Annotated in this window: 23 protein-coding genes; 6 read left to right on the top strand and 17 right to left on the bottom strand. The window is 61.6% G+C overall.

All coding sequences use genetic code 11. The annotated features are described in order from the left end of the window. The first annotated feature begins 1 nt into the window (after nt 1). Both DTF_RS24835 and DTF_RS0120315 read left to right on the top strand, forming a co-directional pair. Nucleotides 2-958 (top strand): rhomboid family intramembrane serine protease, encoded by a 957-nt coding sequence (locus DTF_RS24835; RefSeq protein ID WP_035058409.1) that lies wholly within the window; start codon nt 2-4, stop codon nt 956-958. Between the two features lie 106 nt (nt 959-1,064). Beyond that, a complete protein-coding gene (locus DTF_RS0120315) occupies nt 1,065-1,481 on the top strand; it encodes a bacteriohemerythrin (protein WP_027716809.1) in 417 nt (138 codons plus the stop codon). 294 nt (nt 1,482-1,775) lie between these two features. On the opposite strand, the gene DTF_RS24830 is transcribed toward DTF_RS0120315, so the two are convergent. The 7 genes from DTF_RS24830 to DTF_RS0120280 form a co-directional block, all read right to left on the bottom strand. Beyond that, nucleotides 1,776-3,740 (bottom strand): hypothetical protein, encoded by a 1,965-nt coding sequence (locus DTF_RS24830; protein WP_027716808.1) that lies wholly within the window; start codon nt 3,738-3,740, stop codon nt 1,776-1,778. Nucleotides 3,741-3,746: 6 nt separating this feature from the next. Then, on the bottom strand, nt 3,747-5,141 hold the full coding sequence (locus tag DTF_RS0120305) for a hypothetical protein (protein WP_027716807.1): 1,395 nt from the start codon (nt 5,139-5,141) through the stop codon (nt 3,747-3,749). Continuing rightward, on the bottom strand, nt 5,138-5,593 hold the full coding sequence (locus DTF_RS0120300) for a hypothetical protein (RefSeq protein ID WP_027716806.1): 456 nt from the start codon (nt 5,591-5,593) through the stop codon (nt 5,138-5,140). The genes DTF_RS0120305 and DTF_RS0120300 overlap by 4 nt, the downstream gene beginning before the upstream one ends. Before the next feature lie 3 nt (nt 5,594-5,596). Further along, entirely contained in the window at nt 5,597-6,271 is a 675-nt protein-coding gene (locus tag DTF_RS0120295) for a MotA/TolQ/ExbB proton channel family protein (RefSeq protein ID WP_027716805.1), read from the bottom strand. A gap of 17 nt (nt 6,272-6,288) precedes the next feature. Then, on the bottom strand, nt 6,289-6,825 hold the full coding sequence (locus DTF_RS0120290) for a hypothetical protein (protein WP_027716804.1): 537 nt from the start codon (nt 6,823-6,825) through the stop codon (nt 6,289-6,291). A 188-nt stretch (nt 6,826-7,013) separates the two neighbouring features. After that, nucleotides 7,014-7,655, bottom strand: coding sequence for a response regulator transcription factor (locus tag DTF_RS25860; RefSeq protein WP_051361517.1), 642 nt, complete (start codon nt 7,653-7,655; stop codon nt 7,014-7,016). 102 nt (nt 7,656-7,757) lie between these two features. Then, complete coding sequence (locus DTF_RS0120280; RefSeq protein WP_226989435.1) at nt 7,758-9,248, bottom strand: DegQ family serine endoprotease; 1,491 nt, start codon at nt 9,246-9,248, stop codon at nt 7,758-7,760. A gap of 513 nt (nt 9,249-9,761) precedes the next feature. On the opposite strand from DTF_RS0120280, the gene DTF_RS0120275 reads away from it, so the two are divergent. The 3 genes from DTF_RS0120275 to DTF_RS25855 are packed head-to-tail and all read left to right on the top strand — an operon-like array spanning nt 9,762 to nt 11,816. Beyond that, complete coding sequence (locus tag DTF_RS0120275; RefSeq protein ID WP_027716802.1) at nt 9,762-10,133, top strand: response regulator; 372 nt, start codon at nt 9,762-9,764, stop codon at nt 10,131-10,133. After that, nucleotides 10,130-10,741, top strand: coding sequence for a chemotaxis protein CheX (locus tag DTF_RS0120270; RefSeq protein ID WP_051361516.1), 612 nt, complete (start codon nt 10,130-10,132; stop codon nt 10,739-10,741). The genes DTF_RS0120275 and DTF_RS0120270 overlap by 4 nt, the downstream gene beginning before the upstream one ends. Then, complete coding sequence (locus DTF_RS25855; protein ID WP_051361515.1) at nt 10,728-11,816, top strand: sensor domain-containing diguanylate cyclase; 1,089 nt, start codon at nt 10,728-10,730, stop codon at nt 11,814-11,816. The genes DTF_RS0120270 and DTF_RS25855 overlap by 14 nt, the downstream gene beginning before the upstream one ends. Before the next feature lie 69 nt (nt 11,817-11,885). On the opposite strand, the gene DTF_RS0120260 is transcribed toward DTF_RS25855, so the two are convergent. Beyond that, nucleotides 11,886-12,869: a response regulator gene (locus tag DTF_RS0120260; RefSeq protein ID WP_027716800.1), complete on the bottom strand. Its 984-nt coding sequence runs from the start codon at nt 12,867-12,869 to the stop codon at nt 11,886-11,888. Between the two features lie 154 nt (nt 12,870-13,023). Here DTF_RS0120260 and DTF_RS0120255 point away from each other — a divergent pair, with 154 nt between their 5' ends. Continuing rightward, the gene (locus DTF_RS0120255; protein WP_027716799.1) at nt 13,024-14,160 is read left to right on the top strand and encodes an MFS transporter; all 1,137 of its coding nucleotides are present in this window, start codon (nt 13,024-13,026) and stop codon (nt 14,158-14,160) included. Between the two features lie 55 nt (nt 14,161-14,215). Here DTF_RS0120255 and DTF_RS0120250 read toward each other — a convergent pair whose 3' ends face one another. The 9 genes from DTF_RS0120250 to DTF_RS0120210 all read right to left on the bottom strand — a co-directional run bounded on the left by DTF_RS0120250 (nt 14,216) and on the right by DTF_RS0120210 (nt 22,898). Further along, nucleotides 14,216-14,740, bottom strand: coding sequence for an O-acetyl-ADP-ribose deacetylase (locus DTF_RS0120250; RefSeq protein ID WP_027716798.1), 525 nt, complete (start codon nt 14,738-14,740; stop codon nt 14,216-14,218). A 117-nt stretch (nt 14,741-14,857) separates the two neighbouring features. Further along, nucleotides 14,858-15,682, bottom strand: a complete 825-nt coding sequence (locus DTF_RS0120245) for an aldo/keto reductase (RefSeq protein WP_027716797.1) — start codon at nt 15,680-15,682, stop codon at nt 14,858-14,860. 91 nt (nt 15,683-15,773) lie between these two features. Next, nucleotides 15,774-16,961, bottom strand: a complete 1,188-nt coding sequence (locus DTF_RS0120240; RefSeq protein WP_035058399.1) for a dihydrolipoamide acetyltransferase family protein — start codon at nt 16,959-16,961, stop codon at nt 15,774-15,776. A 57-nt stretch (nt 16,962-17,018) separates the two neighbouring features. Continuing rightward, nucleotides 17,019-17,996, bottom strand: coding sequence for an alpha-ketoacid dehydrogenase subunit beta (locus tag DTF_RS0120235; RefSeq protein ID WP_027716795.1), 978 nt, complete (start codon nt 17,994-17,996; stop codon nt 17,019-17,021). A gap of 1 nt (nt 17,997) precedes the next feature. After that, on the bottom strand, nt 17,998-19,077 hold the full coding sequence (pdhA, locus tag DTF_RS0120230; protein WP_035058396.1) for a pyruvate dehydrogenase (acetyl-transferring) E1 component subunit alpha: 1,080 nt from the start codon (nt 19,075-19,077) through the stop codon (nt 17,998-18,000). Between the two features lie 73 nt (nt 19,078-19,150). Further along, nucleotides 19,151-20,380, bottom strand: coding sequence for a Ni/Fe hydrogenase subunit alpha (locus tag DTF_RS0120225; RefSeq protein WP_027716793.1), 1,230 nt, complete (start codon nt 20,378-20,380; stop codon nt 19,151-19,153). Then, on the bottom strand, nt 20,367-21,125 hold the full coding sequence (locus DTF_RS0120220) for a hypothetical protein (RefSeq protein WP_027716792.1): 759 nt from the start codon (nt 21,123-21,125) through the stop codon (nt 20,367-20,369). The genes DTF_RS0120225 and DTF_RS0120220 overlap by 14 nt, the downstream gene beginning before the upstream one ends. Next, the gene (locus tag DTF_RS0120215; protein ID WP_027716791.1) at nt 21,115-21,939 is read right to left on the bottom strand and encodes an FAD/NAD(P)-binding protein; all 825 of its coding nucleotides are present in this window, start codon (nt 21,937-21,939) and stop codon (nt 21,115-21,117) included. Before DTF_RS0120215 ends, DTF_RS0120220 begins: the two co-directional genes overlap by 11 nt. Next, nucleotides 21,936-22,898: a 4Fe-4S dicluster domain-containing protein gene (locus DTF_RS0120210; protein ID WP_051361514.1), complete on the bottom strand. Its 963-nt coding sequence runs from the start codon at nt 22,896-22,898 to the stop codon at nt 21,936-21,938. Before DTF_RS0120210 ends, DTF_RS0120215 begins: the two co-directional genes overlap by 4 nt. Nucleotides 22,899-23,009 lie beyond the last annotated feature (111 nt).

Genomic DNA, 23,009 nt, shown 5'->3' with positions numbered 1-23,009 from the left:
GATGGACGGAATCACGCACCAGAATGAGCCGCCGGAAGAAGGGTGGCTGGCCATTTCCCCGAACCCGGATGAAGAGCCGACCGGTGTCTTCCCCCGCTGGAGGACCGGCCGCTGGGCCCTGGTCCTGGAGGCCCGGCGAATTCCCTGCCGAGCCGAACCTTCCGGAGACGGCTGGCGGCTGCTGGTGCCGGCTGCATGCCGGGAAGCGGCGCTGAAGGAACTTCGCCTTTTTGAAGAGGAAAACCGGCACTGGCCCCCTCCCCTGCCCCCGCAGCACCCGCCCACACAGAACTCTCTGGCGACCCTTTCGGTCCTCCTGCTCCTGGCCACCTTTCACAATCTGACCCTTCTCGATCTTCGCCTCCCCGGGCTCGATCCCATCGACTGGGTCGCCCTCGGCAACTCCCATGCCGGTAAAATCCTGGCCGGCGAGTGGTGGCGCCTGTTCACCGCCCTTACCCTCCACTCCGGCTGGCTGCATCTTCTGGGCAATCTGGCGATCGGCGGCGTATTCATCGTCCGCCTCTGCCGGGATCTCGGGTCGGGGCTGGCCTGGAGCCTCATTCTGGCATCCGGCGCTCTCGGCAACCTGCTCAACGCCTTCGTCCACTCCTCCGACCATCGCTCCGTCGGCGCGTCCACGGCCGTTTTCGGAGCCGTCGGCCTCCTCGCAGCCCTCGGCCAGGTCCGCTACAGGCGCAATCTGCTCAAGCGCTGGCCCCTTCCCCTGGCAGCGGCTCTGGGTATTCTCGCCCTGCTGGGCACCGCCGGAGAGAATACCGACATAGGCGCCCACCTCTTCGGCTTCGCGGCAGGTTTCGGACTCGGCTGGAGTGCCGGGCATCTGCTGAAAAAATACGGCCGCCCCGGACGGCGCCTCAACACCCTGCTGGCGTGGGGGAGTGCGGCGGCGGTAATTGCGGCTTGGGCGGCGGCAATGCAAAAGGGGTGGGGATAATTCTATAGGGTCGGGCTAATTCTCCCTTGACCAGCGGCGGTGGAATGCCTACAATTAGGACTAATTTAGTAACTTTTGAGCAGCAACAGAGAAGGGAGTGAACAACATGGCCCTCGAATGGACTGAAAAATTGGCGGTCGGCCACGCTGTAATCGACGAGCAGCACCGCGAACTCTTCCGCCGCTTCGACAACTTGATCGAAGCCTGCAGACGGGCCAGCGGGAAGGAGCGGATCGAGGAACTGATCGGTTTTCTCGACAGCTACGTCGTGATCCACTTCCGGGAGGAAGAGCGTCTGATGGAACTCTGCGCCTACCCCGGCCTCGAGGAGCAAAAGTCACAGCACCTTTACTTCATCGGGCGGCTCGACGCTCTCAAGGCCGACCTCAAGGAGAAGGGTGTGTCGGCCCACCTCGTGATCTCCACCAATCAGATCCTGCTCAAGTGGATCATTCGTCATATCAAGGACATCGACGTAAAGTTCGGCGTCTTTCTCAAAGCACACCCGCAGGCTGCGAGCTGATCCTCCGCGCCCTTCACCGGGCGCGGAGCCCCTTTCCTGCACCTTTTGTCTTTTCAACACCCCAAGCAGAGCAAGCCGAGCCGCTCAGCCCCATCCTTTTGTCTTACGTCACCACCACCGTTCTGGTCTTCATGCCCCTGATCCTGACCGTCTGCCGGGAAAGAGATAACAGGTGGCGGTCGGCAGCGGCGTCGATCCCAAGCAGCCGGGCGTGTCTGAGGGCAGCCCCCTTATGAATTCAGTCCAGTGGGAGTTGACTGAGGTCCGACCGATAGTATCAGCCGGACCTCAAGTCTATTGGAGATCGCGGAAAAGGGCAACGTACTGGTGGTTCTCGTAGGGAACCTCGTTGTAGAGAGTGCGGATGTACGTGTGAACCGGGCTGTCCGGAGCGCCGAAGAGCTGGCTTTTCAGTTCATAGAAAGGAAGAATCGTCTCGCCCGGTTGCCCCCGGCCGATCGCCGCCAGGGTCTCTTCGGTTTTGTCGTGCGGGTTGGAGCTTTGGCCTTTTTCAATCGCCCGGGCCATGGAGACCGCGCGGGAGAAGAGGACATCCTCCGTCGCTTCGCCGGAGACATGACCGAGGAGGGTGAAGGCATTGTCGACGACCTCGGGAACCACCACTGGAACCAGTTCGACCAGATCGTTGAAGTCCGTGGGATTGCGGGCGCTCCAGGTGGCGGCGCCGTGGGAGACTCTCAGGCGGGCCGCCAGCGGACGCGAGTTGCGGAAATAATCCTGCACCTGCCCGTTGAGGGAGCACTGGAAGGCCATCTGCAGGATTCCGGGAAGATCGAGAGGAAAGATTTCGGCCGCTTGCATCTGATAGGCAAAAGCTAGATCGTCGGCGTGGTTGTCGACGCTGTAACGGGCGCGCTCCCGATAAAGTTCACCCAGTTCGCGGGCAGCATAGGCCGCCATGAAGTAGGCGCTGTCGGGGAGAATTACCGAATTTATCCGGGCATAGCGATCAAAGAGCTCGCAGTACTGCTCCAGCGGCCTGGCGGCCGGAAAGATATCGGCGCCTTCTTGCGCGCGGTCCGCTTTGTAGAATTCCGACAGGACGACGCTCAACTTGGCAAAGGAATCCAGGAGCTGATGCATCGCCTGAAGATAGGTTTCCCGGTCCTCGAAGCCGTCCGCCAGCCCCTCTCCTTCCGAGCTCACAGCCGGCGCCGCAAGGCGATGAAAGAAGGGGACCAGCTTCTCGATATGATCGTTCGCCATGACCGGAATGTTCCGAAAAAAGGGATTGGACGCCACGGGATCTGAAGGATCATTGAGGCGGCGGACGACGTAATTCAGGAAACCCATGTGCTGACTCAGGATCACGGTCCGTCCCTTGTCCGTATCGGCCCAGTCGTAGGCCAGCAGAAGATATCTGCGGGCCAGGTTGAATTTGGATGCCAGGAGTGAGGCATCCTTTTCGTCCTCGAACTCGTACCTCTTGGCCGTCGCTTCGAGAAGGGCCACGGCAAAATTGAGATTCCTGTTGTCCGAATTCGACCCCTGCATCCGTTCGACGATCTGGTCGACCATGCTTTTGTAACCGTTTTCGACCGTCAGCTTCTGCTGGATATCGAGGACAAGGGGCACAAGAGGATAAAGCTCCGGGATTTCCTGCTCCAGAATGGCCTTGCGGAGCACAAGGTGAGCCAGATTCTCGTAGAGATAGGGAAGGTGCCTCACGAATCCGGCGCGCGCTGCTTCCGAAGGGAACGCCAGGCTTTCGGTCTCATAACGCATGACGATGTTTCGCCAGAGATGATATACCAGCCCGATGAAGGCTTCTCTATCCTTGGAAAGTGCTGCTTGATGAGTACGGTAGAGATGATTCCAGAATTCAATCTCCGGCTGATCGCTCTTCTGTTCCAGAAAGGAAAGGGCGCTTTGGGCGTTCTGCAGGTGCTCCGCCCTGTCGGTTGAGAGAAAGAGGCAGAACTCCGCCAGCGACAATCGGTAGTACTGCCGCCACGGCAGCCCGGTCACAAATTGTTCGGGTCGGACCCGGGCCGCAGCAGGACGCCCCCCGGTAACTTCCTGCAGGAGTTCCGCCCTGTATTCTTCCAGACTCTGCCCGTACTCTTCGGATTTGATCTCCAGCAGATTCTGCAGATCCTGCCGCGGATACCAGCTGAACCTGGGGGTGATATCGAGAAGGTTGTCCCACATCCGGGCGGGAGTCTCGGCGGCCTCAACCCGGCAGCCGAATCCCAGGAAGAGAACTAACAGAAGGATAAGGCGATAAGGTATATTCATCGATTTTCATCTCCTCGCGTCACATGAATAGACCGCAAGCCGGAGGGCCGAGCAGCGATCTTGAAATTCTCTCTGTTCGTAGTTATAGAGGTCGATGTGGATGGAATAAGCCGATTCAGGCTGCCGGATATCGAACACCACCCCGCCGGCGCGGCACTGACCGGGACGGCTGAGCATGGCGGCCAGCCGGGTCTTGAGCTTCAGTTCCTCTTCCGGATCGAGACAGGTCTGCAGCTGATTAAGATTCACCATGACCGCGCGGTCGAGATCCGCCGGTCCGACCAGATCGAGAAAATCGTAGGATTTCCCTGGAGCTTCCGCACCATGCCGGTCATGCGGCAATGACGCCGTCCGCACAGCCGGTCCGGTAAGATCAGGGTCCGCATTCCGACCGATACCGCCGAAAGAAGAATCACTGCGGTCGGCAGGAAGCATGGCAACCATCTTACGGGAACCCGGTGAAGCGAAAGCGGTCGCTTTCGGCAGCATATCCTCCTCTCCGCCGCTGTCCGGAACAGCGGTTCTTCGAGGAGAAGGAAGGGGCACGGACGATGAATCCGCGAGCTTTTCATATCGGTCGTTCATCCGGGGCGCCGCTCCTCCCAGATCGGTGCCGTCCGACCGTTCAAGGGCTATTGCGGGCGACTCCGGCAAGGCGGCTTCGGCCGTTCCCCTCTCGGCGACACGCGCCGTCTGCGGTCCTGCGCCAAGATCGACGGAAGCCATTTCTTTTCGCAGCGCGGCTTGCTGCTGCGGCAAACTCTCTGAAGCCGTGCCTGTTCTCTCCTCATAGTCCGTTCGTGAGGGCTCCGGCAGAACCGTTTCCTGCCGGGAAATTACGGGTGCCTTCTGCTCCGGAAGAGCGGGCCGCTCCTGCGGCGGTTCGGCCCGGGTCGGCCTGAGAGTAGACGGCGGAGGGATCTGAATCTTCACCGGAGGGGGCTGGATCCGCGCCGGTTCGGGGGGCTTTACGGGCTCTGCTCGCACCGTTTTTTGAGGCACCGGCGGCGGTGTGACCCGGATTTCAGGAATGGTCGGCGAATCCTCCGGAACAGCCACCACGATTTCTTGCGGCGCCGGCGCCGGAGGTTCGGAAGCATCCTGCGGGGGAATACTCGGAACCTCCTCGAAGATGCGCACGGCCACTTCGACCGGTTGCGGCTCGGGCGAAACCGGAGACTCAGGCCGATTTCTGCCCAGCATGAGGAGGCCGACCAGGCAGAGAAGGGTCAGCAGAAAACTCGATCCCAGCGCCTTCCAGTTTACGTCGTTGAAGAGCTTCCGGACGGGTTCGGCCTTAAGGGGACCCTGCGGCGAGGCCGCAGATCCAGCGGAGCGCAGTTCGCGTTCCATCGGGATATCGAATACCCCCCATCCGTAAAGATCGTTTCCGGAAATCACTCGGTCGCTCCCGTATCAACCGGCTTGACAATGGTCCGGCTGTCCGCCGCAGACCAGACCTTCGCCATCGCCGCGGCGGCGAAAAGAAAGTCCTGGCTCAGCGAGGTCTTCTCAGGCAGCAGCACCGGCCGTGACTGGCGTTCCCGCAATCTCTCCAGAGCCGGAATAAGATTCCCTTCATCGAGGGCCATCCCTTCTTTCTCCCCGGACCTTACCAACTGAAAGGGTACGGAATGTTGGGGGCCTATGGCGAAAATTTGAAGTTCCCAGACTTCCTGCTGCTCCCGAACGGGTTGCAGATTCCGGCTGTCCGGCACGACCGGCAGATTCATTTCAGCAAAACGCAGGGAGATGTCTTCGGGAGCGCTTGGAATCAGGCTCAGGCTGATCAGCAGCAGAAATGCGAGATCGGTGAAGGCGAAAAGCCACATGTTGTTTTTCCGCCGACGCATCGGTCAGGCCGCCTTTCTTTCCGAAACCGGCCGCAGGCCGGCCACCGCCGCAAGCCCCTCGTCGATACGCCGTCGGCCGAGAGAAGACAGCACCTTGAGCATGAATTCAAGGATCGTATAGCAGACCAGGCCGATAAAGGTGGTATAGAGGGCAGTGGCTATGCCGACGACAGTGAGATTACTGTTGAGGGAACCGGAGTTGGAGAGGAAATGCACCACCATTCCGATGATGGTGCCGATAAAGCCGAGAGAAGGCATCAGGTTTGCTGTCAGGGAGATCGGTTCGAGAAATTTTTCCTCAAAGTAGCGTTCGCTGTACTGAAAAGCCGCATCCCGGATGAATCCGTCCGGAGGGATTGTCTTTGAGGAGTGCAGATCGTTTTTCCTCTCCAGGAGGTAATGCTTTTTGGTCCTGCAGAAGAAAGAGGCGGCCACCACCGCCAGAGGAGCCCGATCATCGAGCGAATCGAAGGTGGAAACGCCTTTTTCATCAAGACGTGCGAAGTTGAACCGGGCCAGCGATCGAAGGGCCTGTCCGCATTTAACCAGAGCGTAGAAAAAAATGATGCCGATGGTGAAATAGACGATAATCTGGAGCAATCCTGAGAAGTTATTGATGAAATGGGTGAGTGAATTGATGATCGCCTCGGACAGTTCGTTGAAAATGTTGTTCTCCATGGATAAATCTCCTGGAATCATGAAGACGGTGGGGGAGAAAAGGTCAGAAATTCTCGCCAGATCCTCTCATTCAGTACCCGCATTCCGTCCTCGAGATTTCTGAAACCTATATATTTGCGGTCGATGGCCGCGCTCAGTAATTCCGGGCTGTCGCTGTAGCGTCTCTTCATGGTGTTCAGCAGCGCCAGCGCTTCATCGTATTCCTTCAACTCAAGATAGACCAGGCCGCAGAGAAGTTGCAGCTCGGCCACCTGCAGACGGGTTTTCAGGTTGTGGTTGGCCTCGAAATCCCCGATGATCGGTTTCACCTGCACGTCGATATAGTGATCCACCTCTTCGGCCAGTTCCTTCCGGGCCATAGGTTTGCGGCGGGACCTGAGATCAATGGCTGCCTCGTGAAAAATCTTCAGGGTCGACATGGCATTCTGGATATATTGCTGTTTCTGGGTCACGTCGAGATAGGAGACCACCTCGGGGCGGCGCGGTGGGTCGGGGGCGCAGCCGCAAAACAGAACGAAAACAGAAGTGATAAACACCCTCACAAACAAGCCCATGGAAATCTCCTTGCAGATATATCTCCGGCGCGCGCCAAAACATGAAAGCGCTCAAGCGGAGGGTTCCCGGCAATCCGGCTGCCCAACTCCTGAATTTCAGCTTACCTCCTGCAGCCGGGAAAGCAATGCGAAAAATCCCGCATATTGTTTCACAGGATGTGAGGAGAGTCCATCAGGAAAAAGGGGGATTAGAGGAGATGATTCATCGCCCAGCGGGCAGCCTGGATGCGGTTTTTGACGCTGATCTTCCTGAAGATATGATAGATATGGGTCTTAACCGTATGTGGACTGATGCAGAGCTCCTTCGCGATCATCTCGTTAGAAATGCCGAGAGCCAGTGCCTTCAGGATTTCAGTCTCTCTTGCCGTCAGTCCTCCCGAAGTTTTCTTCCTTTCCGTGGGTCCGTCGAAACCACGTTCAAGGACCTCGGTAAATTTTTTTCGGGAGAGCCAGAGCTGGTTGTCGAAGATTACATCGACACCTTTCAAAAGGGTGGCGGATCCGTCATGATCATAGAAAAATCCCCGGACACCCAAGGCAAGGGTTTCTTTCTCGATCTCCATAGCCTCCCTGACATTGAACAGGGCCACCAAATGGTTCACGGTGAATTTCTTTTCCGAACGGAGTCCGGAGAGCAGAGCATCCGCTCCCTGATCACGGCAGTCAAATAGTATCAATTCCCGTCCGTTCCTCTTCCCCGGCGGTACTTTGCAGATGTCGTCCTCAACCCGGCAATCCACTTCCGTACTGTTGCCGATGAAGGATGCCATCATTTCATTCTGAAGTCGGTTCTGGCCGACTATGTAGATTCGTTTTTCCTCCTGGTGCATGGGAAGCCTTCCATCGAATTCTTTTCAGACAAACGCCCGCCGAAAGTACAGGAAGACGACAGAGACATGGGGCGGCCGCGGGAGCCGCCCCGCAGAGTTTCCTTATTCCATCTCGAGAGCCACGTACAGGCTTGATTCTCCGTCCCTCAGCAGAAGAAGGACCGTTCCGCCTTTGGGAGTATTGGCCACCGCCTGCCGGAATTCGGCCGGAGTTTTCACCGGTCTCCGGTTAACCTCCTGAACAAGGAATCCTGGACGGATTCCCGCCTCCCCAGCGGCGGAACCCGGAGACACCCCGGATACGATCACCCCCTCTTCCCCGACGAACCCGAGCTGCTGGGCCAGTTCACGGGTCAGGGGCTGCACCGTGAGGCCCAGTTCGCTGACCGCGCTCGGTTCCTTCCTACCCTCTTCCTCTTCCCCGGGCAGCGTGCCGATGGTGACCTCAAGGGTTTGTCGCTTTCCGTCCCGCACGACCGTCATCTTCTTTTCCGTCCCAGGAGGCGTCATCGCCACCTGATTGCGGAAATCGCCGATCTCGGTCACCGGCTTGCCGGCGAATTCGATGATGACGTCGCCCTGTTTGAGGCCGGACTTTTCAGCCGGAGAATCCTTGGTGACTCCAGCCACCAGTGCCCCCTTCTGCCCTTCGAGATTGAAGCTTTGCGCAAGCTCGGATGTCAGGTTCTGGATAGCCACCCCGAGATAGCCGCGAATCACCGAGCCATGTTCAATGAGCTGATCGCGGATCGTTTTAATCATGTTGATGGGAATGGCGAAGCCGATTCCCATGTAGCCGCCGCTGCGGCTGAAAATGGCGGTGTTCATACCCACAACCCGGCCGTCCACGTCGACGAGCGGCCCACCCGAGTTCCCCGGATTGATCGCCGCATCGGTCTGGATGAAGTTCTCATAATCGGCTATGCCCACACTGCTGCGCCCCTTGGCGCTGACGATGCCGGCGGTGATGGAATGTGAAAGCCCGAAGGGGCTGCCCACCGCCAGAACCCAGTCTCCGACTTCCAGGGCATCGGAATCACCCAGCTGCAGGACCGGCAGGTTGGCGGCATCGATCTTGATCACCGCCACATCCGATCGCGGGTCGTTGCCCACGACCTTGGCGGTGAATTCGCTGCCGTCCTGCATCTGCACGGTGACCTTGTCGGCATCGCCGACCACATGGTGGTTGGTCAGGATAAAACCGTCCGGCGAGATGATGAAACCGGAGCCCTGCCCGTACCTGCGTTGCTGAGGCGGTTCACCTTGGTCGGGTTGCTGCGGCATGGGAATGCCGAAGAAACGACGGAAAAAATCATCGTCGAAAGGGCCCTGCCCCCCAAAGGGGAAGGGAATCTCGCCGGTTGAACGGCCCTTGACCAGTTTCTCCACCTTGACGAAGACCACGGCGGGCGTCACCTTCTTGGCCACCGCCCGGAACGCTTCACCCGTCTGGCGCAGGCTTTCGATGGCTTCCTCCTGTGCGAAGACACTAAGGGGCTGAAGGCTGAACGGGGATGCGGCCAGAACAATCAGAATGGCGACCATCCACCGGGCTGGAAGCCCGCTTGAGGATGCGCTGTGCAGAATTCTCATCGTTGATCTCCTGTCGTGTTTATGCAAACCATCACATTGGACTTCATAATAGAATTATCAGGTATTCTGAAGTTTTCCACCGTTTCCTGCGAAGGTTTTTCCAAAGGAGAGGATATATTCCGAGAAAGACTGGACGGCTCGCACCGGTCGCGACCCCGCCGGAGCCGGAACTGAGCACAATTGCAACTGACCTGCATAATCATATTTTTTCTTTCCGGACTGTCAACAGGCTGAATGTGCTCGATACCTCGGGCGGGAGCAACCCTACCGGCAGCCGCCTCCTCAAGGAGATTGGGCGGATCAGGAAGGGGCTCCCGGCATGGTCGACAACCTCAAACAGCCCTTGCTCATCTTCTTCATGTAAAAAACTGATCTTGCAATCAATCATTAAAATACATATAATCGGCGGATATCTATCCGAACTGAATTTATATTGAATTTCAATGAGTTTTACCGCCTTTTTATTTTATTTCTGGTATTAATTGCAATTTGTTTATTTATTTGGAGATGGCGATGGCAACAATACTTGTTGTTGACGATTCGATGTTCGCGCGATTGAACATCTGCAATATGCTCAAATCCGCCGGGCATGAAACGGTGGAAGCGGCGGACGGCCGGGATGGTCTGGAGAAGGCGGGCACCATAAGACCGGACTGCATCATCTCCGACCTGCTCATGCCCGAACTCGACGGCATCGAATTTCTCGCCGCTCTGAAAGAGAAGAACCTGCGCCTGCCGGTGATCGTCCTGACCGCCGACATTCAGGAGACCAAGCGTCAGCAGTGCCTGGAGCTGGGAGCCGTCGGATTTGCCTACAAGCCCCCACAGAAACAGCAAATTCTGTCTCTGGTCGACGGAATCCTCGGATCGCGGGAAGATCGATGATGAACGTCCCCAGCAATTTTCAGCTCGACGCTCTCAAGGAGATCGTCAACATCGGCGTCGGCAAAGCGGCTTCTTCGCTGAACGAGATGCTGGAGGCCCACATCGAGCTGGAGGTTCCAGCTATCACCCTCTTTGAGCTCGAGGATCTCGATGAAGACCTGCACGGCTTCACCGGTAGCGACATCTCCTGCGTCCGGCTCGATTTTTACGGCTCCTTCACCGGCACCGCGGCCCTGGTCTTTCCGCCTCAGAGTGCGGCAAAGCTTGTCGCGGCACTCACCGGGGAGCTTCCCGGCGGACCGTCGCTGAACGCGGTCATGGCCGGAACCCTCAACGAGGTCGGCAATATCGTCATCAACGGCGTGATCGGCACCATCGGCAACATCCTCGCCAAACCCTTCGAATTTTCCCTGCCGAATTACATCGAGGGGAGCCTGGAGGAACTGCTCAAGATGGGCGGCCAGTCCGCCGGGCTGACCGTACTGCTGATCCGGACCAGTTTCAGGGTGCAGGAGAGGCAGATCGAAGGGAATATTTTCATGATTTTCGAACTCGGGTCCTTCGACTCTCTTTTCCGCACCATCAGGGACCTGTATGATCCCAGCTGAACTCGGTGGGCCCATTGACGTCATCGATACCGCGGCCAAGCGTTACGCCATTCTCGATCATGCCCCGATCGGTCAGTTCATCCTGCATCGGAATCATGTGGTTCTTTTCTGGAACCGCTGCCTGGAGGCCTGGACGGGGGTGCCCCGCGAAAAGATCGTCGGCTCCCGCATCCTCGATCATTTCCCCCACCTGGGGGCTCCAAAATACGCCAGCCGCATCGCTGAAATCTTCAACGGAGGGCCGCCGACGGTCTTTTCCTCCCAACTGCACAGATACATCATCCCCGCCCCCCTTCCCGGCGGGAAGTTCCGTTTTCAATATACGGTGGTCACCGCGGTTCCCGGAGCAGACGGAGAATCGTTCGATGCGATGTTCGCCATCCAGGATGTCACCAGCCTGACCGAGGCCATCGGGAACCATCGCCTGGCCCTCAACCAGGCCATGGCGGAAGCCGAAGAGCGACGCAAGGCCGAAGCGAAACTGGTCACCCATGCCAGGGAGCTGGAGCGTCTGAACGGGATTCTGGAAGAGCGCTCCATCCGGGACGGGCTGACCGGGCTTTTCAACCACCGCTACTTCTATGAGATCCTCCATCGCGATTATAATCTTGCCGAACGCAACGATGCGGACATGGCCGTCGTCCTCCTCGACCTCGATCATTTCAAGAACATCAACGACACTTACGGCCACCCTTGCGGCGACACCATCCTGAAGGAGACCGCCTCCCTGATCCGCGGAATCGTAAGAAGGACCGATCTGGTGGCCCGTTACGGCGGAGAGGAGTTCGCCATCATTCTTCCGGATACCGGCCTCGATGGAGCGAAGGTGACGGCCGAACACGTCCGACACGGCATCGAAAAGCATGTTTTTCACAAAAAGCAAAAGACGATCCAAATCACCGCCAGCATCGGCCTGGCCGCCCGCCGTGCACACCGCACCTCCTCACCGGAAGAGCTGGTAGGCAGTGCAGACCAGGCTCTCTATCGGGCCAAGTCCTCCGGCAGGAACCGGATCATCGTTTTCTCCCCCAAGACACCTTTCGACCCTGGGCTCGCGCTGGCCGGGCAGGGCTGAGGCGATCAAAAGAAAAGGGCCCGTCATAGCTGAGGGCCCTTTCCTGTAAGTTTCGCTGTCATTTCGCATTCACGGCGCCGCGGCCGTAATCCCCTTCCCCCGTTTGAGCTGATGAATGATACCGGCCTTCTCCAGAGCCAGAGCCACGTGATGGGAAAGCTGGACCAGGAAATTGAGTTCATGCTCTCCGTAGGGTAGGCCGGTCTGACATCCGGAGAGGACGACGACTCCGACGACCCGTTCCTTCAGGCGCAGAGGCGCCGCCAAAACGCCCGGAAAGGCCAGCAGGCTTTCAAGCTCATCCGGGGCCGAGATTTCCGTCAGCTTGGCGGGCAGGAAGTCCGGAATGGCTACAGGCTTCCCCCGCTGAGCAAGCGCCCGGGTGAAACCGGCCGGCAGGGCTCCCGCATACTTCCGGCATATCTCCGATGGAATCCCCTCGCACACCTTGAGACCGAGCTGTCCGGAGACTCGATCAAAGAGGGCAAGAAAGCCGCGTTGCGCTTCAAGTTCACGCATGGCGGAGGTGAGCAGCAGGCGAAACAGCTCCTCGATATCGTTCGTTGCCGCCACCTGCCTGGCCGAGGCGTTGAGTGCCTTCTGCAGTTTCAGTGATCTCTGCAGCGAATGATTCTTTTTCTTCAGAATCTCGATCATACCGGCTTCCCGCCGACGCCGGGCCATGTGATCGAAGGCCCTCAGCAGGGCGCTGAAGAGGATCTCGCCACTGTCGATGGGGCGGACGATAAAATCGAAGGCTCCACTGCGCAACGCCTGCAGCAGATTGTAGGAGGATGCACTATGGGTGATCAGAATGACTTCGATTTCGGGACGGAGCTCTTTCACCCTCCTGAGCAGAAAGAGACCGCTCATGCTCGGAAGTTCCGTTTCGGTCAGGACCAAACCGATCCTTTCGTCTACTCCCAGAATCTCCAGCGCCTCTTCACAGGAGGCGGCTTCAAGCGTCTCCATCCCCTGCTCCTGAAGGAGCCGTTTGAGATTGTCCCGCCGTTGCGATTCATTGTCGACGACCAGAATTCGTTTTTCCTTCATGCGCTTTCCCCCGTCTGGATTCAGCGCAACATCATAGCACCATCCCCTCGTTTCGACCAATCAATTTGATTCCTCCAGAGAAGCCTTCGGCCTTGACGGTACCGCCGCCGGGGTTTAAACTCGCCTTTCCGCCCAACTCCAAGGAGCCTCAGCGATGCTCTATACCCCGGCCTTCTGGGCTCTCTTCGCCGCCAACCTGACCACGGTGGCCAGTTTTGCCGCCTTCTTCCTTTTTCCCCTTTTCATCACCGAACATGGCGGCGGCGAAGCGGAGATCGGTCTGGTGATGGGGGTCTTCGCCCTCGCCTCGACCCTCAGCCGACCCTGGGTGGCGGAGCTCATCGACCGCTTCGGACGCAAAAAGAGCTATTGTCTCGGCGCCCTGTTCATGGCGGCCCTCCCGCTGGCTTATCTCCCTTTTCTGAACGGCATCAGCTATGCCCCCCTGCTCCTTCTGCGGGCCGCCCACGGGGTGGCGCTGGCCATCTGCTTCACCGCCGTCTTCACCTACGTGGCCGACCTCATTCCTCCCGAACGGCTGAACGAGGGAATCGGCATTTTCGGCATCTCCGGACTGACCGGATTCGCCATCGGCCCCCTGCTCGCCGAAGGGGTCCTGCGCCGTTTCGGCTTTCCCTCTTTTTTCCTGCTTTCCGCCGCCCTCGCAGGGCTCGCATTTTTCCTGGTCCTGCCGTTGAGGGAAAAGGAACCGGCCGGAAAAATACGCAGCCGGCACTCCTTCTTCGCCCTGCTGCGGCAGCGCAAATTCCTGGTCGTCGCAGGCCTTTCCCTCCTTTTCGGCTTCGGACTGGCGGCCACCGGCAACTTCGTCGCCCCCCTGGCCGAGGAGCGGGGAATCCCCGTCATTTCCATCTTCTTCCTGGCCTATTCGGCAGGCGCGATCGGCATACGCCTGATCGGCGGGCGCCTGACCGACCGTATCGGCGAAAGCAGGATGCTCCCCTACGCGCTGGTTGTTTCGGCGGCCGGCATTCTCACCCTGACCCTGGTGACGGGAGGCTTCACCCTGGCACTGGCCGGGCTGCTGGCCGGCGGCGGGCACGGCCTCCTCTTTCCCGTTCTCAACACCCTGGCCGTACGCGGCGAGCCTTTCGAAGTCCGCGGCAAAGCCACCGGCATCTTCACGGGAGCCATCGATGCCGGCAACTTCCTGGGCTCTTTTATTCTCGGAGTGGTCGGCGACCTGGCGGGACTCTCTCCCCTCTTCGCCGTCGCCGGCGGCGCCCTGCTGCTCGGCTTGGCCGTGGCCCGCTTTCGCCCGACCGGCTAAGATTACCTTCATAGGTCCTATAAGACCCATAGGTCCTATAAGAGTTTGCTGGATTTCATCCCGTCATTTCCCGCAACGCCTCCCGGTAGACCTCGGCATCCCCTTCGGAAAAGCAGACGAAATACACCTTCCGCACCGAGGTGGCGCCGCGGCGGAGAAAGTCCTGACTTTCCCGCAGGGCGATGCGGGCGGCCCGCTCGATGGGAAAACGGTAGGCGCCCGTGCTGATCGAGGGAAAAGCGATCGTCTCCACTGCGTTTTCCGCCGCAAGGAGCAGGCTGTTGCGGTAGCAGGCGACCAGCAGCTCGTCCTCGCGCCGGTCGCCTCCGTGCCATACCGGTCCGACGGTGTGAATGACGTGCCTGGCCGGAAGCTCATATCCCCCGGTGATCCTGGCCTCGCCGGTGGGGCATCCCCCCAGGGTCCGGCACTCGGCCAGCAATTGCGGCCCCGCTGCCCGGTGTATGGCGCCGTCAACCCCTCCGCCTCCGAGCAGGGAAGTGTTGGCGGCATTGACGATGGCGTCGACCTCCATGCGGGTGATGTCCCCCTGAACGATCTCAATCGCCTCTTCGCTCATAGCATTCTCCTATTTTGTTAAAAAGCATCATCCGCAGATGACGCAGATTTTCGCAGATTTTTAGATTCATCTGCGTTCATCTGCGTCATCTGCGGATAAGGACTTTTGAGATCAGTTTTACTTGTAGTACATCAGATTCCGGGCGTAGACCTCAACCGCTTTTTCCATCTCCTCCATCTCGTCAGCGGACATCGGCGGCAGCGTAGCCGCGGCGACGTTCTGCTCCACCTGCCGCGGGTCGTCGCAGCCGATGACGACGGTCGAGACCTCGTGGGAGAGGGCGTAACGGATCCAGGGATCGACCGTGTTCAGTCCGGGAACCTGCAGCCCCAGCCCCCGGCAGAGCACCTTCATGCCGATGATCCCCATCCCCCGACGCCGCGCCTCGGGGAGCACCGAATCGATAAAACTGAGGTGGGCCGGCTCGGCGGGATTGACCGGGAGCAGGACCGTGTCGAAATCGTAAATCTGCATGGCCTTGACGAGAATCGCCGGGTCCTGGTGACCGGTCACCCCGACGAAGCGCACCTTTCCATCTTTTCTGGCCCGTTCGAAGGTTTCGATACAGCCGCCCGGCGCGAAGACTTCGTCCAGGTCCTCTTCGGTGCGCAGATCATGGACCTGCCACAGATCGAGCCAGTCGGTCTTCATATTGGCCAGGGTGGTTTCGAGGTGCCGCCGGGCGCCTTCGGCGCCGCGCTCGTGGGACTTGCTGGTCAGAAAGATCTCCCTTCTTCTCTCCCCCAGCGCGAGGCCGTAATAGGACTCGCTCCCCGAATAGGCCCGCGCGGACTCGAAGTAGGTGATCCCCAGCTCCAGCGCCCGGGCGATGACCGCCCGCGCTTCGTTCTCCCGCCCGTAGGTGCGCAGCACCCCCTCGCCGCCCAGGCCGAGCCGGGTCACCTCCACGCCTGTCTTGCCTAAGGTGCGTTTTGGGATCATACCGTTGCCTCGCTGGTTGCCGCCTGCAAAGGCGGCGCCTCACGCCTCACGCCCTTTCACGTCCCTCGTCCCGCGTCCCTCGCCCCACATCTCACGTTTCCAGAAGAATCAGGTCGGGATTCTCGATGTGATCGATCAAGCCATTGAGGAAGCGGTGGGCGGTCGCCCCGTCAATGATCCGGTGATCGAAGGTCAGGGAGAGGGGAACCACGGGGCGCGCCACCACCTGCCCGTCTCGGACCACCGCCGTCTCTTCGATGCGCCCCACCCCGAGGATGGCGACTTCCGGGGGATTGGTGATCGGGGTCCCCCACACCCCCCCCAGCGCACCGTAATTGCTGACGGTAAAGGTGCCTCCCTTGAGTTCGGACGGAGTGATCTTGCGCTCCCGGGCTCGGATGGCGAGGTCCTGAAGAGCGGCGGCAAGGTCCAGGATGCTCCTGCACCGGATATCGCGAATCACCGGAACCAGCAGACCTTCGGGGGTATCCACGGCAAAGCCGATGTTGATTTTTTTGTGCAGAACGATTTCGCCCGCGGATTCATCGAAAGTGCTGTTGAGCAGGGGGAAACGCTCCAGTGAAAGGGTCAGGGACTTGACAATGAAGGGGAGATAGGTGAGACGGACTCCCTTCCCTTCCGCCAGGGCATGTTCCCGCTCCTTGAGATCGCGGAGGCTCTGGGCGTCGGCCCGTTCCATGATGGTGACGTGAACGGCGCTGCGGGCCGAGGCGGTCATCGACTTCGCCATGGCCCTTCGCACCCCCCTGAGGGGGATCCGCTCTTCCGCAGGTTCTTCCGCCGCACCGGCCGCACCGCGGATATCCGCCTCGGTGATGCGCCCCTGCGGACCGCTGCCGTGCAGAGCGCCGAGATCGACCCCCAGCTCTTCGGCCAGCTTGCGGTCGCGGGGGAGGGCCTGCGGACCGGCAGCCGGTCTGCCCCGCTTTTCCGCCTGCGCCGCCTCTTCCTCCGGCGCTTCCTCCAGCTCTCCCACCACGCCCAGCGCCCGGTTGCGCTCCTCAGCCTTCTCCGTCCCGGCACCGCTCTCCTCGATGACCGCCAGAACCGCCCCCACCGGCACCGTCTCCCCCTCTTCGCCGCGCAGTTCCCTGACCACTCCGCCGCGGGGGGCGGGAAGCTCTACCACCGCCTTGTCCGTTTCCATCTCCACCAGGGGCTGATGGGCCCGGACCGTGTCTCCGACCCGCACCAGCCAGCGGACGATCTCCCCCTCCGCAATCCCTTCACCGACGTCCGGGAACTTGAATTCAATCATAAACAGCCTTTCATAGGTCTTATACGTCTTATAGGTCCTATGGGACCTATGTCGAAATCAAAAATTCAAAACCTTTCTCACCCCCCTCAAAATCCGCCGCACGTCGGGGAGGTAGAAGTGCTCGCCCTTGGGGAGGGGCATCACCGTATCGAAGCCGGTGACCCGCTCCACCGGCGCCCGGAGGTCGAGAAGACACCGTTCCATGACCAGGGCCGAGATCTCGGCCCCCAGGCCGCAGGTGCGGGGGGCTTCATGAATGACCACGCAGCGGCCGGTCTTTGCCACCGAGGCGATCACCGCCCCGGTATCCAGGGGCGAGAGGGTGCGCAGATCGAGAATTTCGGCTTTAATCCCCTCGCGGTCCAGCTGTTCGGCGGCCTGCCGCGCCTCCCGAACCATCGCCCCCCAGGCGATCAGGGTGACGTCCCGCCCCTCGCAAACCAGCCGGGCGCAGCCCAGCGGTGTCAAGTGCTCGCCTCCGGCGACCTCTTCCTTGAAGGCCCGGTAGATGCGCTTGGGTTCGAGGAAAAGAACCGGGTCGGGATCGCGGATGGCGCTTTTGAGCAGGCCGTGGGCATCGGCGGGGGTGGACGGCACGACCACCTTGATCCCCGGCGTATGGACCAGCATCGCCTCGGTGCTCTCCGAGTGGTGCTCCGGGGCATGAATGCCGCCGCCGTAGGGCATCCTGATGACCAGCGGCGCGCTGTATTCGCCGCGGCTGCGGTTGCGGATGCGGCCGATATGGGAGATGATCTGGTCGAAGGCGGGGTAGAGAAACCCCATGAACTGAATCTCCGCCACCGGCCGCAGCCCCATCAGGGCCATGCCATAGGCGCAGCCGGCGATCCCCGACTCGGCCAGGGGAGTGTCGATGGAACGTTCCTCTCCGAAGGTCTGCTGCAGCCCCTCGGTGACCCGGAACACCCCCCCCTCGCGGCCGACATCCTCGCCCAGGAGAACGACCCCGTCGTCCCGTTCCATCTCCTCCCTCAGAGCCAGGTTGATGGCCTCCACCATGTTCATCTGCGCCATCTCACCCCTCCTCCTCAAGAGCGGCTAGAAGCTCGGCCTTCTGGGCGGCCAGATGCGGCGGCAGCTCGGCGAACATGTGGTCGAAAACCTCCTCGGGGCCGGGGGCGGGACGCTCCTCCGCCTTCGCGACGGCATCGTCGATCCACTCCTCGAGTTCGGCGGTCAGCTTCTCCTCCTCCGCTTCGCTCCACAGGCCGCGCGCTGCGAGGAACCGCCGGTAGCGCTCGAGCGGTTCGAGGGGACGCATGCGGTCCACTTCGGCCTGGTCGCGGTAGCGGAAAGGATCGTCGGATGTGGTGTGAGGACCGAGCCGGTAGGTGACCGCCTCGATGAAGGTCGGACCCTCCCCGGCTCTGGCCCGCTCCAGGGCAGCCCGCGTCGCCGCATAGGCGGCGAAGGGATCGTTGCCGTCGATCTGGATGGCGGCCATGCCGTACCCCATCCCCTTGAGGGCCAGGGACTCGGCGGCGCACTGGATCTTGCGGGGAACGGAAATGGCCCAGCCGTTGTTCTGGCAGAAGAAGATCACCGGCGCCCGGCTTACCCCGGCGAAGGTCAGCGCCTCGTGGAAATCCCCTTCGCTGGTGGCCCCGTCGCCGAAGTAGCAGAGAACGGCATCCTCCTGCCGTCGGTAGCGGATGGCCATGGCCATGCCGGCGGCGTGCAGGGTGTGCGTGCCGACGGGAATCGCTACCGGCAGCACCCGGAAGGAGCGGGGGATGCGGCTCCCCTCTTCGCTCCCCATCCAGTACAGGAGAATGAGTTCGAGCGGTATGCCGCGGCTCAGGGCGGCGGCCAGTTCCCGGAAAGAGGGGACGATCCAGTCGGTCTCGGAGAGGGCCAGCACGCTGCCGACCTGGCAGGCCTCCTGCCCCTCCACCGGCGCGTACGTTCCCATGCGTCCCTCGCGCTGGAGGGCGACGCAGTGGCGGTCCACCAGGCGCGCCGCCAGCATCCGGCGGAAGATGAGGCGCAGGGTGTCGTCGTCCATCTCCGGAAGGAGCGTGCTGTCGGCCGTGCCGTCAGGAGCAAGGATCTGCAGTCTCTGGTTTTTCAGGGGATCGAAATCATTGAATATCATTGAACCTCCGGTGGGTGTCTCCATTAAAAGGTACCAGAGGCGAAAAGGGTGTCAACGATGACGGGGGACGAGTTCAGCCGAGCCGCAGCAGGTGGACGGAGCAGGAGATGCAGGGATCGAAGGCGCGGACGATGCGCTCGGCGCTGGCCTCGAGCTCGGCTTCGTCGACGACGCCCTCGAGGTCGGCGAGGAGCTGGGCCTCCATGGCGGCCTGGTTGATGGCGGTGGGCGTGACGATGTCGGCGGCGGCGACCCGCCCCATATCGTCCAGACCGTAGTGGTGGATGAGCAGCCCGCGGGGGGCCTCGATGGCCGCGGTGCCGATGCCGGGGCCGGGCTGAACCGGAACGCGCAACTCCCCCTCCCTCTCCTCCAGGATCTCGCGTATCAGCTTGCCCGCCCGCGCCAGGACCCAGGAGAGCTCGGCGGCCTGGGCGGCGTTGTTGCCGTGGATGCCGCCGGCGAATTCCCCGTCACCCGCAAGCTCCAGGCGGGAGAGGGCGGAGGCGAGAAAGGGGGTCTCCCCCTCCCGCGAGTGCCGGGCGTTGGAGTAGGGGACCGGATATTCCCGAAGGAGTTCCCGATACTCACCCACCGGAATGATGCGGCCGTCGGAGAGGGCCAGATCCTCCCCCATGAGGGAGAAGCCGGCGTCGCCGCGCACGGCGATCCGAGTCCCGACGGCCCTCGGAGAGGCGGGAAAGCGGGCGGCATCTGAGAAAGGGGCGGCAACGGCGAAAAGGCGCTCCTTCCAGCTCTCCATGTCCGCGAGGAGTTCATACATCCGGGCTTCGTCCGGCCGCCGAAGGACGCCCCCCACCTCCACGTTTATCGGGTGAATGACGCGGCCGCCGGCCGCCTCCTGGATGCGGTTCCCCAGGGACTTGAGGGCCAGCCCCTCCCGGGCGACGGCGCTGCCCTTGCGCAGCAGGTCGAGAATGCTCGCTGTCCCTTCCAGGTCGGGCAGGATCAGGCAGAAAAGGTGCAGGGCGTGGCTCTCGATATGCCCCCCCAGAACCAGGAGCTCCCGGATCCGCGCCGCCTGCGGGGGAATTGTCACTCCCAGAGCCTTCTCCAGGGCCTGGCAGGAGACCACCCGGTGAACGGCGCTGCAGATGGCGCAGATGCGGCAGATCAGCGCCGGCACCTCAAAGAGGCTGCGGCCGAGGAGCAGCCCTTCGAAAAGACGCGGCGACTCGGTGATGGCGATCCGCGCCCCGGCGAGCCGGCCTCCCCTGATCTGCAGCTCCACGCGGCCGTGACCCTCCACCCGGGTGAGGGGCTCGATCCTAACGGTTCTCATCGAAGACTCCCGTAAAGCGCTGCATCCGCGCCTTCACTTCCCGCTCCGAAAGCCCCAGCTCCAGGAGGAGGCGGAACTCCTCCCCCCGGCCGGCCTCGGCCACCATGCCCCGGCACCCTTCGCAGATCACCCCGAAGGAGGGGCAGAGGGCGTTGCATCCCGCCCGGGTCACCGGCCCCAGGCAGGGCTGTTTCCCTTCCAGCAGAAGGCAGAGGTTCTCCCTCTGTCGGCATTCCATGCAGACGGCGTACTCCGGCAGGGACGAAGGAAGGCCGCCGCGCAGCAGGGCGCCCAGGGTCTTCAGGTGCTCGCCGCGCTCGGGAGGGCAGCCGGCGATCTCCAGGTCGACCCGCACGAAGAGCGAAAGGGGCTGAGGGGGAAAGGTGGTCTTGCCTACGGCGGTCTCTCCGTAGACCTCCTCGCAGAGCGGCGCCCGGTCTCCTCCGGCGAGGGCGTTCACCCCGGCGGTGAGGGCGCAGGCCCCCACGGCCACCAGGATCTTCGCCCGCCGGCGCAGCGCCAGCAGGCTGGTGAGCTCCTCCGGGCGGGAGATCGACCCCTCCACCAGGACGGCGTCGAGCGGCCCGCCGTCGTCGGGGCGGGAGGAGGCCATGTCAAAGGAGACGATTTCGAATTCCTCGGCCACCCGCGCCAGCTCCTGTTCGCAGTTGAGGAAGGTGAGCTGGCAGCCGCAGCAGGAGGTGAAGCGGACGTAGGCGAGGCGCAGAGGTTTTTCAGATCGCATTTTCCATCCTCCGCAGCTGCTCCAGGGTGAAGACCGGCCCTTCCCGGCAGATGTAGATCCCGGCGGTCACGCAGTGGCAGCACTCGCCGACGCCGCACTTCATCCGGCGTTCAAGGGTCGCAAAGATGCGTTCGGGAGCGATCCCCAGCGAGGCGAGCTCCTCCGGGACACAGCTGTAGAGGGAAGGAGGGCCGCAAACCGCCGCCACCGTGTTCTCCGGGGAGAACCGCAGGTTCTTCAGCAGTTCGGTGACCAGCCCCACCTTGCAGATGAAGGCATCCGCCGCCCAGGGAAGCTCGGAGGAGAAGTCGACGGAGAAGCTCAGGCGGAGCATCCCAGCATCGGCCAGATCTTCCAGCTCCTCCCTGAAGAGGATCGTCTCGGGCTCGCGGGCGCCGTAGAGGAGGATGATCTCCCCGATCCGCTCGCGCCGGGCCAGAAGGGCCTGCAGCAGCCCCCGCAGGGGAGCGATCCCCAGCCCGCCGGCCACCAGGAGGAAATCCCGGCCCGTAAAATCGGCCAGGGGGAAGCCGTTGCCGAAGGGTCCCCGCAGGCCCACCTCGTCCCCTTCCGTCATCCGGTAGAGGGCGGAGGTCACCTTGCCGGCCCGGCGGATGCAGGCCTGGAAGAGGTGGCGGTCCGGCCCGAAGGCGGCGGTGGAGACAGGAAAGGCGCCGACACCCGGAACGGAGAGCTCCACGAACTGTCCAGGCGCCGCCTCCAGGGGCGAGGCGAGGCGGAAGTCGAAGAGATGGTCGGGCATGGTGCGGTCGATCCGCTCGATGACCGCCGGTATCGGAAGGAAATCGATCATGTCCCCTCCCCGGAAACGAGACGGGCAAGGACCTCGGAGATGTCGATGTCCACGGGGCAGGCCCTGCCGCAGCGGCCGCAGCCGACGCAGGAGGAGACTCCCCGAAGGGTCCCGAACCCGAGCAGCTTGTGCTCGAAGCGGAAGCGCAGCCGCTCGGAGCGGGTCGGCCGGAAGTTGTGCCCCCCCGCCACCAGGGCATGATTTCGGAAAAAGCAGTTGTCCCACTGCCGGATCCGGGTCACCTCCCCACCGGGAAGCGCCTCGTCCACCGCGTCGTAGCAGTAGCAGGTGGGGCAGACCGCCGAGCAGGCTCCGCAGGAGACGCAGCGCGCTCCCACCTCGCGCCACAGGGGGTCGTGGAGCGAGGCGTGAAAAATCCGCTCCAGATCCTCGGGAGGCCGGACCCCTTCGCCGCCAAGGACCCCGTCCGGAAGCGGCAGCTCCTCCGGCTCGCCGAGCTCCTTCGTCAGGGCCGCCAGAATCCCGTCCCCGGCCGGGGAGCCGCTCCAGATCCGGCCATCATCCAGAAAGAGGTCGAAGGGCGGAGGCTCCCGGCGCGGAGGACAGAAGCATTCGGGGCCGGGGGTGCAGGCTGCGCCCACCAGCAGAAGGGCTTCGCGGCGCCGCGTGTAGAGGGGATCTTCGGCGAAGGCGAGGTCCAGGTAGGCCAGTCCGTAGAGGTCGCAGGGGGGGATGCCGATCAGGGCGGCCGGTTCGGGAGGAGCGGGAGAGCGGTAGATGTCTTCGGTCAGGGTCCAAAGGGGATCATTGGGCGGCAGGAGCATTTTCTTGGGCGGGATGAGGGGGATGGCTGCGGGGGACAGCTCTTTCCATTCCTCGGCCAGCGTCAGCCGGCAGACGCCATCCTGTCCGATTGCGGGCCCGAAAAGCCGCCGGCACTCACCCAGGCTGTTCACCAGGCGGTCGGGGAAATCTTCCGGGATGGAAAACGACTTCATCTCACCTCCGCGGGGAGAAAATGAGTGGAGTCTTATTCTATCACCAAAAATTCAGTCCTCCACCCTCCCCCTTCCCTTCTTGATCTCCCCCCGCTGCTTCTTCCCCACCAG

Source organism: Desulfuromonas sp. TF (assembly GCF_000472285.1).
Classification (GTDB): Bacteria; Desulfobacterota; Desulfuromonadia; order Desulfuromonadales; family ATBO01; genus ATBO01.
Note: the sequence above shows the minus strand (reverse complement) of the source record. Positions and strands in the feature narration are given on the sequence as shown.

What these genes read in the sequence shown, in the direction of transcription:
- DTF_RS0120210 (WP_051361514.1), bottom strand. Translation starts at nt 22,898, where the DNA reads ATGAAGTCGTTTTCCATCCCGGAAGATTTCCCCGACCGCCTGGTGAAC.
- DTF_RS0120250 (WP_027716798.1), bottom strand. Translation starts at nt 14,740, where the DNA reads ATGAGCGAAGAGGCGATTGAGATCGTTCAGGGGGACATCACCCGCATG.
- DTF_RS0120300 (WP_027716806.1), bottom strand. Translation starts at nt 5,593, where the DNA reads ATGCGTCGGCGGAAAAACAACATGTGGCTTTTCGCCTTCACCGATCTC.
- DTF_RS25855 (WP_051361515.1), top strand. Translation starts at nt 10,728, where the DNA reads ATGATCCCAGCTGAACTCGGTGGGCCCATTGACGTCATCGATACCGCG.
- DTF_RS0120240 (WP_035058399.1), bottom strand. Translation starts at nt 16,961, where the DNA reads ATGATTGAATTCAAGTTCCCGGACGTCGGTGAAGGGATTGCGGAGGGG.
- DTF_RS0120295 (WP_027716805.1), bottom strand. Translation starts at nt 6,271, where the DNA reads ATGGAGAACAACATTTTCAACGAACTGTCCGAGGCGATCATCAATTCA.
- DTF_RS0120260 (WP_027716800.1), bottom strand. Translation starts at nt 12,869, where the DNA reads ATGAAGGAAAAACGAATTCTGGTCGTCGACAATGAATCGCAACGGCGG.
- DTF_RS0120315 (WP_027716809.1), top strand. Translation starts at nt 1,065, where the DNA reads ATGGCCCTCGAATGGACTGAAAAATTGGCGGTCGGCCACGCTGTAATC.
- DTF_RS0120225 (WP_027716793.1), bottom strand. Translation starts at nt 20,380, where the DNA reads ATGAGAACCGTTAGGATCGAGCCCCTCACCCGGGTGGAGGGTCACGGC.
- DTF_RS0120270 (WP_051361516.1), top strand. Translation starts at nt 10,130, where the DNA reads ATGATGAACGTCCCCAGCAATTTTCAGCTCGACGCTCTCAAGGAGATC.
- DTF_RS0120245 (WP_027716797.1), bottom strand. Translation starts at nt 15,682, where the DNA reads ATGATCCCAAAACGCACCTTAGGCAAGACAGGCGTGGAGGTGACCCGG.
- DTF_RS24830 (WP_027716808.1), bottom strand. Translation starts at nt 3,740, where the DNA reads ATGAATATACCTTATCGCCTTATCCTTCTGTTAGTTCTCTTCCTGGGA.
- DTF_RS0120255 (WP_027716799.1), top strand. Translation starts at nt 13,024, where the DNA reads ATGCTCTATACCCCGGCCTTCTGGGCTCTCTTCGCCGCCAACCTGACC.
- DTF_RS0120275 (WP_027716802.1), top strand. Translation starts at nt 9,762, where the DNA reads ATGGCAACAATACTTGTTGTTGACGATTCGATGTTCGCGCGATTGAAC.
- DTF_RS0120235 (WP_027716795.1), bottom strand. Translation starts at nt 17,996, where the DNA reads ATGGCGCAGATGAACATGGTGGAGGCCATCAACCTGGCTCTGAGGGAG.
- DTF_RS0120215 (WP_027716791.1), bottom strand. Translation starts at nt 21,939, where the DNA reads ATGATCGATTTCCTTCCGATACCGGCGGTCATCGAGCGGATCGACCGC.
- DTF_RS0120290 (WP_027716804.1), bottom strand. Translation starts at nt 6,825, where the DNA reads ATGGGCTTGTTTGTGAGGGTGTTTATCACTTCTGTTTTCGTTCTGTTT.
- DTF_RS25860 (WP_051361517.1), bottom strand. Translation starts at nt 7,655, where the DNA reads ATGCACCAGGAGGAAAAACGAATCTACATAGTCGGCCAGAACCGACTT.
- DTF_RS24835 (WP_035058409.1), top strand. Translation starts at nt 2, where the DNA reads ATGGACGGAATCACGCACCAGAATGAGCCGCCGGAAGAAGGGTGGCTG.
- pdhA (WP_035058396.1), bottom strand. Translation starts at nt 19,077, where the DNA reads ATGATATTCAATGATTTCGATCCCCTGAAAAACCAGAGACTGCAGATC.
- DTF_RS0120280 (WP_226989435.1), bottom strand. Translation starts at nt 9,248, where the DNA reads ATGAGAATTCTGCACAGCGCATCCTCAAGCGGGCTTCCAGCCCGGTGG.
- DTF_RS0120220 (WP_027716792.1), bottom strand. Translation starts at nt 21,125, where the DNA reads ATGCGATCTGAAAAACCTCTGCGCCTCGCCTACGTCCGCTTCACCTCC.